The following is a 12,268-nucleotide window of genomic DNA, read 5'->3' as shown; positions in this document are numbered from 1 at the left end:
TTTCGGTGCTGGTGACCCAGTTGCAAAACTGGTCCCACAGGTTGGCGCTTTCGCGCTGCTGTAAGGTTGTTGTCATTTGTTTATGATTGCTTTATTTGGTTGTCAATGTTCGGATGATGTTTCTATTATTAACGGTGTTGTTAAGGTTTGTAAAGGGGTTGAGCGACAGTTTAACTGATGACTGCGATTAGGAAAGCTGATGAAAACGGAGACCGGGGCGAAAAAGTCGATCGCCCCCGCGCGAAAAGATATGCCAGCGTGCTCTTCGGCGCACCTCAACCCTAACGAACGGGAGCAATGGGAGGTGGAGAAGGTAGAGTAACAGGAGCGAGTGTAGGTGGAGAGACCGGCCTGCGAGGAGGTGGAGCACTGCTGAATTGCTGGAGTTGCTGCGGGGTGAGCGATCGCAAAATTCTCAGTCCCAGAGTGTCTCGGGAGATGCTTAAAGCGTAGGATGGCTCCAAATACGGGCGGAAATTGGATTTGTTGTTCAAATAGCTTTCCATGAAAGCTAGGCTGAGTCCGCTGAGGTAGCGGCGGGCTAAAGCCGGTTCGGGCCCTATGACCTGTGCTGGTGGTATAAATAGGCTTTGAGGGGAATCCTCGATCGTTGAGAAGTGAGTCCCGTTGTTCATCAGTACCAGATATTTGTTGGGCGATGTCAGCCAAGTGAACGGTTGAATTTGTTCCAGCAAAGCGGGGGCGACGGTATCGGCGCTGCCTGCGATTACCATGACTGGGATTTGGATTTTGCTGAGGTTTGTTTCGCCGAGAATGCTGCTGACGATCGGGTTGATGGCGATCGCAGCTTTGATGCGCGGGTCGCCGAAATTGTACTGGTTGCGCTCTAGGCTGCGGGCGCGGCACTGCAACAGCAGGGAGAGGTTCCAAGTTTCGTTTTCGAGCTGACAGTCTTGGTCTAGCTGTGCAAAATTAATCCCCGCCCCGGCTAATGCTAAAGCCGTATAGCCGCCGAAAGACTGGCCGATGACGCCCACTCGCTGCAAGTCGAGCTGCCCTTGGTAAGTCGGATCGGTTGTAGAAAGTTTGGTTAAATAATCCAGAAGGTCTTTGATGTCGAGTGGGCGGTTGACAAATTCTGCTGGTTCTGATACTTCTCTAGCTCTGCCTGTTACTAAGTCTTGGATTTGTTGGGCGTTGCTGCCGGGGTGTTCGGGGACGGCGACGGCAAAGCCGTAGGAAGCTAAGTGTTTTGCTAGATACTGGAAGGAAGTGCGATCGGAACCTAAACCGTGGGAAATTACTACTACTGGGGCCGGTTGCTGGCTGCCCTGCGGCAGGTAAATGTCCATATCAAAGGTGCGAGCGCGATTTGGACTCGTCACAGTTACCGATGATTTTTTCCAAGTATAGGGGCCCGGTAGCTGGGGCTGCAGCATTTCGGCGGGCGGTATGGCGGGTTCAGAGGCTGCTTGTGCTTCGGACAACTGGGCGACTCCGGCGATCGTCTGATTGGAACGGTTGATCAGGGATGTCAGCACGTTCCCGATAGCCAAGCCGCGGGCTATGTCAATCCTGATGCCGTAAGTGGGGAATTTCCGCAGCACGTTGAGAATTGTCAGGCCTTCTGGATCTGAGGCTGCTAAAATCAGGGCGGCTCGGATGGCATAAAATCCGGGCTGCCGAGCTTTGGTTTGAATTACTCGGCCCAAGCGCTTCAGCAGCACTTCTCCTTGAGGCGTGTAAAGGAATTGGGCGATCGTCACGTGGCTGATTTCAGATTTCGCTTGCAGGGCGCTGCGAATCTCAGCTAGCTGTGCTTTGTCGGCGTAATGAGCCAAGCCGTCCAAGTTTGAGTCTATTATGCCTTCTTTGGCGAATAGTGCCAGGGATTCGATGGAAACTGATTCTTCTAGCGGCCCGTAAGTTATGTAAATTCTCTCGGCACCCATTGCCGGTGCGGCGGTGCAAACAGCCGTGAATGCAAACCATCCTAGGTATTTTTGGGCGATCGACCGCCGAGTGCGAAGGGCAGCAGTGGAGAGACTCGAAAACAGACAGTTCATAAGTTTCAAACCTAGGACTTCTAATAATTAGTCGGTGAAACGATGTAAATTGTTTCGTCAATATTTAATGCCGGAAAATCACTCTGTTGCTTCGGATGCTTCGGAAATTAGGTTATCGTGGGAAGCATAGCCAAAACAGCAATTTTCTAACCTGACAAGACTAGCTGAAATTTACAATTCAACGCCGAGGGGTCAAACCTGCTGGAATGCCCATTGATTATTTTTTCAGCTATGCAAGATATTTTCGATCGAGTTTGTAAATACAGCCTGAGTGAGAGAATTTATTATGTTCAATGCAACTGCTATCCTGATTGACGCTTTTGTTCAAGAGCTGCAGGCCGGCTACCGTCGCACCTACGGCAAGTACAAGCCTGACTACCCTGAAATTATCGCCTGGGCAGGGACTATGGCTCTGGAAAATATCGCTAACTGCGATGCTCTATACCACAATGTGGAACACACAATGCTCGTGGCTTTGGTGGGACAAGAGATTCTCCGCGGCAAACATATTCGCGAAGGGGGAGTGTCGCCGGAAGATTGGCTGCACTACCTGATCTCGCTGCTGTGCCACGATATCGGCTACGTGAAAGGTGTTTGCCGCCAAGACCAAGAAGCTGTGGGACTCTACGCTACGGGTATTGACGGGGGCATGGTTTCTGTGCCAATAGGTGCCACTTCTGCCAGTTTAACTCCTTATCATGTCGATCGAGGAAAACTCGTAATTGACGAACGCTTCGGCGGCCACACATTAATTGATGCCGAACAAATCAAGCGCAATATTGAATTGACGCGCTTCCCAGTTCCTGCTAGCGAAACTCATCAAGACAGAAACAATTATTCTGGACTCGCCAGGGCCGCCGATTTGATCGGTCAGTTGAGCGATCCCAATTACCTGCGAAAAATAAGTGCTCTGTTCTACGAATTTGAGGAAGTCGGCACTAATAAAATCTTGGGCTACAAGTCTCCGGGAGATTTGCGGCAAAATTACGCCAAGTTTTATTGGAATGGTGTTTTTCCATACATTCCAGCAGCTTTGAACTACTTGGAATTGACCCAGGGAGGCAAACAGATTATTGCCAACCTCTACGCCAACGTATTTCAGGTAGAACACGCTGAACCGCTCGCTTTCACCAAGCCGAACGCTCAAGAATTTATCAAATCCCGCGCTAATGGCAATTTGAACAGCGAAAAAGATGGTGAGAATCTTCAAGCTGCCATGTCCGGGGAAAACAAGAAATTTACCGAGTTTCCCGACTTGAATTTGTGATGATTTAACCAGCCTTGTGCTGAAGTAAATCAAGCGAGCCAGAATTAGGATATTTTTTTTAAACCTAATTGCTGACTCGTCTTTTTTGGAGCTATAATAGAGATAAGAAATCGGTGTTTGTTAAGGAGAGTTAGGTCATGGCAACCAACAATATTGAAGTCGTTTTTAGCTTTGATACAACTGGCAGTATGTACCCTTGCTTGACGCAAGTTCGCCGGAAAATTAAAGAGACGGTAACGAGACTGCTCGATGAAATTCCTGGCATTCGCATTGGCATTATTGCTCACGGCGACTATTGCGACGCTGACAGCACTTACGTAACTAAACACCTCGATTTGTCAGGCGATGTCGGCACAATTTGCAATTTTGTTGAAAATGTAGAGCCAACTGGCGGTGGGGATGCTCCAGAATGTTATGAATTAGTGTTGCACGAAGCTCAGTCACTTTCTTGGACTCCAACTAATTCCAAAACATTGGTACTAATTGGCGACGACATCCCGCACGCACCCGCTCAAACTCCTCAAAAACTTAACTGGCGTCAGGAAGTAGATAAGTTAGCACAGATGGGAATTACCGTTTACGGCATCCAAGCTCTCAACCGTAACCACGCCACTTTATTTTACAAAGAAATAGCCGAAAAGTCGGGCGGTTTTCACCTCAATCTCGACCAATTTTCATACATCACAGATTTCTTTTTAGCCGTTTGTTACCAACAGTCATCTAACGAACAACTACAAGCTTACGAACAAGAAGTTGTCAGTGAAGGTCGCATGAGTCGCGGATTGAACAAGATGTTTGATACCATGCTCAAGCGGGAAGGCGTTGCTGTTTACGAATCAGCAGAATTGCGGGCCGTAAAACCGGGGAGATTTCAGATTCTAGACGTTGACAGCGAGATTTCAATTAAAGCTTTTGTTCTGGAGAATGGTTTGACGTTTAAAACCGGGCGCGGGTTTTATGAATTTACTAAAACAGAAACTATCCAAGGTAAGAAAGAAATTGTGCTGATGGATCGTTCTACAGGGGATTTGTTTGAAGGAGAAGCGGCGCGAGAAATGTTGGGTTTGCCAATGGGCGAGACTGTTCGCATCAAACCGAGCAATCTAGAAAAGTATGCGGTTTTTGTGCAAAGTACCTCGGCAAATCGCAAGCTGATGGGGGGAACTCGTTTCCTTTATGAAGTTGAAGATTGGGATCGTTAATCAATCTTAAATGTCCAAACTACAACCGCAGATCGATGCAGATAAGGGTAAAATCTCTATTATCTGTGTGTGTGTTATGGTCTGCGGTTAAAAAATATACACTTTCAAATTAATATGCAACCCGAAATCCAGCAGCAAATTCAACAGTTGAGGCAGCAGCTACAGGAAGCTAGCTATGCTTATTATGTTCTAGATGCACCGATTATGCCAGATGAGGTGTACGATCGACTTTATCGCCAGTTGCAAGACTTAGAATCAGATTATCCGGAATTAATTACTGCGGAAAGTCCGACTCAGCGCGTGGGAGAACAGCCTGCTACTCAATTTTTTAGCGTCAAGCACAATATTCCTCTCTACAGTTTGGAAAATGCTTTTAATTTTGAGGAATTTGCTAAATGGCAGGAACGCTGGCAAAGAGTAGCACCATCCCTAACCCCCGGTCAAGAAGGAAATGCACCCCCCCTAACCCCCCCTTATCAAGGGGGGGGACAAGAGGGAAATGCACCGGGGCTTAGTAATAAGAAAAACAGGGAAACTACTCCCCCCCTTAGCAAGGGGGGGTTGGGGGGGGTTTCCTATGTTTGCGAGTTAAAAATTGACGGTTCTGCTTTAGCGTTAACCTATGAAAATGGGGTTTTAGTTCGCGGTGCGACGCGCGGAGACGGCATTGCGGGAGAGGAAATTACTCAAAATGTCAAAACTATTCGCTCGATTCCTCTGAAGCTCAATTTAGATAATCCGCCGCCTTTTGTGGAAGTGCGGGGAGAGGCTTTTTTGTCTTTAGCTGTGTTTGAGGAAATTAATCGCGAACGGGAAAAAGCAGGGGAACAATTGTTTGCTAATCCTCGCAATGCTGCGGCGGGTACGCTGCGGCAGTTGGATTCTAAAATTGTGGATAAGCGCAGGTTGGATTTCTTTGCTTATACTCTGCATTTAGATGAGGGTAACGAGGAGAAGACGCAGTGGGATTCGTTGGAATTGTTGCGAAGAATGGGGTTTAAGGTGAATCCCAATCGCAAAATTTGCTATTCTTTGGATGAGGTTCGGGAGTATTACGAATATTGGGATACTGAACGGCGGAATTTGCCTTACATGACGGATGGGGTTGTTGTTAAGATTAATTCGGTTTTGCTGCAACGACAATTGGGTTTTACTCAGAGGTTTCCGCGTTGGGCGATCGCCCTGAAGTATCCCGCTGCCGAAGTCCCTACAATAGTAGAAGCTGTCACCGTACAAGTAGGGAGAACCGGGGCTCTGACCCCTGTAGCGGAACTCAAACCGGTGCAGTTGGCGGGGACGACGGTTTCGCGGGCTTCTCTCCACAACAGCGATCGACTTTCCGATCTGAACCTGCACATTGGCGATACTGTAATTGTCAGAAAAGCTGGGGAAATTATACCAGAAGTTGTGCGAGTTTTGCCGGAACTTCGCCCCCAAAATGCTCAACTTTTCCAAATGCCTAGTTGCTGTCCCGAATGCGAACAGCCTGTGGTTCGGGAAAAGGGGGAGGCCGTTACTCGCTGCATCAATACATCTTGTCCGGCGATTTTGAGGGGTTCGCTGATACATTTTTGCAGCCGGGATGCTCTGGATATTAACGGTGTTGGGGAAAAGTTGGTGCAGCAGATGGTTGATAGCAATCTGGTGCATTCTGCGGCGGATTTGTACGATTTGACTGCGGAAAGATTGATGAGTTTGGAACGGATGGGTAAGAAGTTAGCAGAAAAGTTGGTAAGTGCGATCGCCAATTCCAAAACTCAACCTTGGTCGCGGGTATTGTATGCTTTAGGAATTCGCCATGTCGGCAGCGTGAATGCTCAATTGCTGACAGAAAGATTTACCAATGTGACAGATTTGGCCTCTGCATCAGCCGCAGCTATTGAAGGCGTTTACGGTATTGGGCCAGAAATTGCTCAATCTGTTTATCAGTGGTTTCAAGTGCCGGCAAATCAGAGTTTGATTGCACGGTTGAAAATTGCGGGCTTGCAATTGCAGTCAGAAGTGAAAAATCAAAATTTAGCCAGCACAAATTTACAACTTGCAGGCAAAACTTTTGTGCTGACGGGAACTTTGCCCACTTTGAAACGAGATGAAGCTAAAGATTTGATTCAAAAAGCAGGAGGTAAAGTCACAAGTTCTGTGAGTGCTAAAACAGATTATGTGGTTGTGGGAGAAGATGCGGGTTCTAAGTTGGAAAAGGCTCAATCTTTGGGGATCGAACTACTTTCGGAAGCTGAGTTATTAGAACTGCTATCGACACCATAAATGATTGGTGAAAGTCAATATCTCTCTCTTTTCTCTTTCTGTGCGCCCTCTGCGCTCTCTGCTGTTCGCAAAAAAAGCGCTGATTCATTTCAGCGGTTTTCAAAGAAAATCCCCAACAATTCTATTACCATAGGTGCAAAATAACCGATCGCGAATTGCGCAATACGTCAAAAGGAATAGAAAGCGCGATCGCACTTCGTCAATCTACCTACTTGGCTAGCCCTGCCGCGGGGATCGGTTGTCGGTACAGGCTAGTTTTGCTAAAATTTGATAAACTTTGCAATAGCGATCGCAACTGCCAGATTAGCCAAGTCCCAGCAATCAGAGGAGATACATTATGTCTGAAATACCAGCAGAACAAACACAAACAAACTTGCCAACTCCAGAAACAACTACCGAAAGCTCAATTTCTGGGGTGGAAAACGTGAAAAATAGTTTGGGAAACGTCCTAAATAGTTGGAAATTGAAAGTAGGATTAGGAGTTGCTGTACTGTTTGCAGTGTCGCTATTTGCATTCTACTGGCAGCATATGATTGCAGTGATAGGTATGAAGAGTTGGTCGGCGCGATCGGGAGCTAACGCGATCGAATGTATGGTAAGAGATACTAATAACGACGAGTATGTCAGTTGCAGCGCCCTCCTCGACCAGCAGATTGTCCCTCTTGAGTGCAGTTCGAGTTTGTTCAATATCGGCTGTCGAGTCAATTACGGAACTGCAGCACCAAATCCGAGACAAAACAGCCCTAGATCCTAGATAGAGCATCTGCGGGTTAGAGATGATTGTTGAAGGAACAGATTTGCTACTTAAAATATGGGAGTTACAAAAAAACTCTCACCGTGAAAATAGTCCAGCAATAAAGAGCGGAAAACTCTTGTTTTTCTTGTTGTAAATTAGCAGGTAAGTAGACTTACCTGCTATTGTCATTAGGTAATCTGTGATAGATGATGTGCGGCAGTATATTGGCGATCCGCAGGTTTTTGATGATATTACTTTGGTGGTGATGAAGCAGAAATAGAGTTGCAAACCCCCTGGATCGTTCGGCGGTTAAAATTGGGGCAGCCACGGGGTAACCCCCCCAACCCTCCCAAGCGAGCATTGCCCCTACTGGAGAAACTTTCGTCCCTAAGAAGCGGAGACTGAAAAATAAAAATGGCAGCTTACCAAGGACTTCCGATCATGGTGAAACTACTCCAATAGTAAGGATGAGAAAAATTTTGGTTTGTTTGTTGTAAATTAGGAGGTAAATTTAACTTGTCGCCTGTTGTTACTAGCTGTCCGTTTTCTAGCCGTACTTTACCGGACATTATTGCTTGTTGAGCCAGTTGCAAAGCTTCTGCCTTAGTAGTGGTTCCTCGCAACTGGTGGTAAAATTCGCTCATCAGCCCCAAAGTGCCTCCATCGTCAACATACCACAAACTCCCTAAAGCAGATTTCGCGCCGGATTTTACTGCTAAACCTCCAAAACCTAACTCTGCTTCCCGATCGCCCATAGCAGTTCTACAAGCACTTAATACTAACAACTCTACCTGCGGATTGCGCCAATTCAAACTTTCCATGCGATCGAGTTGCAATTTGGAATTCCACAGTTGAATGTAGGAATTGCTCGGTTTTCCCGGTTTGAATTCAGCGTGAGTTGCTAGGTGAACGATCCGAAATCCTCCCTTGGCGTGTTCCGAGTTGAGATTATCTAAAGTGAAAGTAGAATTGAGGAAAGATGGGCTGTGCCACTGATCCGAAATCGCCTGCAATTCGATCGGCACACTGGGCAAGGGCTGTTGGTCAACAAATTCTGACCTTCCCATTGCTAACACTGTGGCGTCTCTAACAGCTTTATAATCGGTGTTAGTCGAACTAAAACTCGGAATTAGGCTGAAAGTGTATTTTTCCATCAAGAAGCCTTCACCGTCGTGCAAAGCGGCAAAGGGCAGGCTTCGCAATCCCGCATCGACTGACAGTAACAAAGTCTGAATTCCTAAGTTTTCTAAGTCTTTTTCTAGGGGTGCGATCGCCCATTTATATAGTTGCTGGGCGGCGGCTAGATAGCTGGTAGTAGCGCGTTTTGCGGGATTGGTAATTTCAGCGCGCAACTCCTGGACGGTGGGGAAAAGTGCTGCTCTGTTGGCTTCGGGGACGCTGTAGTGAATCGGCCGCCCGACCGGAGGAACTAAAATTAGTTCCAGTCGATCTTCTCGCGAGACTATGTAGATAATACCAGACCGCTTGCCGGTTTGCTGTTCGATATTTTGTAAGGTTTCTTGGAATGTCGAAATCAAGACTTTTTCCTCTGGGAGAATGGCTTTTACCCCCAGGTATTCTCCAAATTCTTGATTCCTCATTTTTTCAATTTCCCAAACTATGTTCTGTATGTCGTTGGCTTCAAAAAGTCGATCGGGAGACGGAACATATCCCAGAACTAAATTAGAAGTAGGGTTGACTGTTTGCGGTTGTTTTGATGCTGGTGAGGGTGGTACTAAGTCGCTGGGTAATTTACTGGTGATACTTGGATCGATAGTTAAAACTCGATCGGCTGCTGCATCGGGATTGTCTACCGGTGGAATTTTGCGGCGTTGAAAGTCTTCTGAATCAGGGGTTGAAGATTCTCCTTGCGGTGTGGGTGTATCGATGGCTGTGGGGGATGCTGCTGTCACAGGTGCGGGCTCTTGTATTTCCGTAGGAGCGATCGCAGTTAATTCTGGTACTAACTCTATTGGCTCTCTGGCGATCGGCGGAGTCGGAGTGACACTCGGAGTCGGAGTCGGAGTTACTACTGGAGTCGGAGTTGGCGTTGGCGTCGGGTCAATACCGTCATCAGTCGAAAACGCAATATTACCAACACTACTAGAACGCGGAAACGACTGCGATGTAATGGTAGATTGTCCTGTTGTAATTGCACCCGCCGTACCGTTGCTAGCAGCATCCCCCACCACAAACGGTTGAATCGGCGTCCCTCCATCTCCCCCAGCGTGTGTAATTGCGATATTTCCGCCGCCTGCGCCGCCAGCAGTAGAAATGCTAGCAAATCCCGTCGGCGACAGTGGGGTTGAAAAAGTACCCGTAGCGCGGAAAAAATTGCCTGTTATTGCTGTCACATCGCCACCGGTGCCGCCTGTACCGCCTTGGGCATTGATAAACTCTACTTGAATATCGCCGATCGGATCTAAGAACACATTGCCGGCATTTCCGAGTATACCGCTAGAGTTAATTTGTCCGGTGGTAATTGAAGTTATCGCCTTAACAGTTATGTTGCCGCCACTGTTTGCCGATGTATTAAAATTACCTGCGGTGAAATTGTTACCGCTTGTAAAGAGAATTTCTCCGCCATTAGTAGTAATATTTTTAACACTTATATCGCCCTTGGCAGTAATATCTACTTTGCCGGCAGTGACATCTCCCGATAAATTGACTTTTTCCGTGTTTAGTGCTGTCAATTGTTGCGCGTTAATTGTCGAGTTTCCTGTCACATTGCCAGCATTTTCGATCGCAAGATTTCCTAACTTGCTGGTGGCACCCACTGAACCGTTGAAAGTGATGCTGCCGCTACCGGCATCCAGATTTAGGCTGCGGGCCGCATCAATACTGTCGATCGCACCTCCAAAGGCAATATTCCCCCCGGCTGTAATCAATTTCGCATCTTTCGTCAACCCGAGAATACCGTTAATATTGATATTGCCCTGATTAGTAGTAACATTGCCACCCAACTTAGTGCTCGCCGCAGCAATATTAAAACCCGAATTGCTCGCAATATTATCCGTGAATTCCGCCTGCGTTGCCGTAACATTCAAAACAGAAAGTGGTGCTGTTCCTCCGATATTTCCTTGTACCAGCACATTGCCTGTAGCCGCATCTAAGTTCAACAAATGATTACCGTCTATCGCACCAGTTATCTTAATATCTCCGCCGCTGGTACTGAGATTAATATCGTTACCGAGTGTGACTGTGCCGTTGAGAGCGATCGGATTTTTATTGGTATTGATGCCATAATTCAAATTAATTGTCGCAGCGTTGAGAGCAATGCTGCTGTTGTCATTGCCGGTAATAGTGCCATCAAGTGCGATCGTACCTGTCCCCGTTTGAATATTTACGGGATCTAAAAATGTGAGATTGTAGGGAACACTAATATTGGCGCTGCTATCGGATCGCCCGATCGCGATCGAGCTAAATCCATTTTGAATCAAATTAATTTCCGATGCCGTCAAATCTAAAGCGCCAGTATTGTTATCAGTTCCGCCAACAATAATATTTTGTCCTGCTGTTGCGGGTTGCAGCGTTAGCGGGCCACTACCCGAAACATTCCCAGAAAAATTAATTTCACCTGCCGTTAACGTCAGGGGGTTACTACCTGCTGATAAACTAGAACCGAAAGCAATAGTTGCATCTCCGAGTGTAAAATTTACAGGAGCTTTTAATGTCACCGGGTCGCTAAAACTAATGTTATCATTAGTTGTGGTGATATTTCCGCTAACCGCAACAGTTCCCCCGCCATTTTGAATAAATGCACCGTCTAAATTCAGGTTTTTCTCAATATTCAGATTTACCTTATTGGTAATTGTGAGCGTCCCATCATTGGTGGTTGTTACAGTTCCTTTGAGATTAACATTGTCAGCAGAAATACCGAGATTGCTAGCTACGTCAACTGTCTTGTTGAAATTAATGTCGCTGCCTGAAAGAATCGAGTTTTTAGCAACAGTGACAGCATCTGCATAAGTTTGACTGCCGGTTGTAGTGACATTGCCACCTAAAGAAATCTTGCTGTTGGCAGTTAAATTAGTGAGAGGAGTTGTTTCGCCGATCGCACTTGTGAAGGTAATATTACCGCTAGCCGCCTTCACAGTCAAATCGCTGCTGCCGTTAACTGTATTATTGAAAGTAATGCTGTCACCTGAAATAATCGGATTGTTGGCAATTGTCACTGCATCTCCGTAGGTTTGAGCGCCAGTGGTTGTCACATTGCCATTTAGTTCAGTTTTGCCGCCAGCATCTGTAGTCAAACTCGCGGCATTGACTGTTTGATTAAATGCAGTTGTGCCTGTAGAGTTAGCTGTTAAATTGCCGATCGCACTTGCAGCACCAACTGCACCATTGAATGTTACATTACCGCTAACCGCCTTCGCCGTCAAATCGCTGGTGCCGTCTACAGTATTATTAAAAGTAATATCGCTGCCGGAGAGAATCGGATTGTTAGCAATTGTCACTGCATCTCCGTAGGTTTGAGCGCCAGTGGTTGTCACATTGCCATTAAGTTGAGTTGTGCCACCAATATCTGTAGTCAAACTCGCAGCATTGACTGTTTGATTAAATGCAGTTGTGCCTGTAGAGTTAGCTGTTAAATTGCCGATCGCACTTGCAGCACCAATTGCACCATTGAATGTCACATTACCGCTAACCGCCTTCGCCGTCAAATCGCTGCTGCCGTCTACAGTATCGTTGAAAGTAATATCGCTGCCGGAGAGAATCGGATTGTTGGCAATTGTTACTGCATCTCCGTAGGTTTGAGCGCCAGTAGTTG

At 46.8% G+C, this 12,268-nt stretch carries 6 protein-coding genes; 4 read left to right on the top strand and 2 right to left on the bottom strand.

Features of this window, described 5'->3' with window-relative positions:
• Positions 1 to 281: 281 nt before the first annotated feature.
• Positions 282 to 2,027, bottom strand: coding sequence for an alpha/beta hydrolase (locus E5S67_RS14365; protein WP_172188268.1), 1,746 nt, complete (start codon positions 2,025 to 2,027; stop codon positions 282 to 284).
• Positions 2,028 to 2,313: 286 nt separating this feature from the next.
• Between E5S67_RS14365 and E5S67_RS14360 the strand changes: the two genes are divergently transcribed.
• The 4 genes from E5S67_RS14360 to E5S67_RS14345 all read left to right on the top strand — a co-directional run bounded on the left by E5S67_RS14360 (position 2,314) and on the right by E5S67_RS14345 (position 7,515).
• Positions 2,314 to 3,294: an Npun_R2479 family HD domain-containing metalloprotein gene (locus E5S67_RS14360; RefSeq protein WP_172188266.1), complete on the top strand. Its 981-nt coding sequence runs from the start codon at positions 2,314 to 2,316 to the stop codon at positions 3,292 to 3,294.
• Between the two features lie 137 nt (positions 3,295 to 3,431).
• Positions 3,432 to 4,496 carry a vWA domain-containing protein gene (locus E5S67_RS14355; RefSeq protein ID WP_172188264.1) on the top strand — a complete coding sequence of 355 codons (1,065 nt, stop codon included), beginning with the start codon at positions 3,432 to 3,434 and terminating at the stop codon, positions 4,494 to 4,496.
• 114 nt (positions 4,497 to 4,610) lie between these two features.
• Positions 4,611 to 6,761 carry an NAD-dependent DNA ligase LigA gene (gene ligA, locus E5S67_RS14350; protein WP_172188262.1) on the top strand — a complete coding sequence of 717 codons (2,151 nt, stop codon included), beginning with the start codon at positions 4,611 to 4,613 and terminating at the stop codon, positions 6,759 to 6,761.
• Between the two features lie 337 nt (positions 6,762 to 7,098).
• Positions 7,099 to 7,515 (top strand): hypothetical protein, encoded by a 417-nt coding sequence (locus E5S67_RS14345; RefSeq protein WP_172188260.1) that lies wholly within the window; start codon positions 7,099 to 7,101, stop codon positions 7,513 to 7,515.
• A 404-nt stretch (positions 7,516 to 7,919) separates the two neighbouring features.
• Here the strand turns inward: E5S67_RS14345 and E5S67_RS14340 are convergent.
• The coding region (locus tag E5S67_RS14340; protein WP_172188258.1) for a CHAT domain-containing protein at positions 7,920 to 12,268 on the bottom strand (4,349 nt) is incomplete at its 5' end.

This window comes from Microcoleus asticus IPMA8 (genome assembly GCF_013179805.1).
Taxonomy (GTDB): domain Bacteria; phylum Cyanobacteriota; class Cyanobacteriia; order Cyanobacteriales; family Microcoleaceae; genus Microcoleus; species Microcoleus asticus.
Note: the sequence above shows the minus strand (reverse complement) of the source record. Positions and strands in the feature narration are given on the sequence as shown.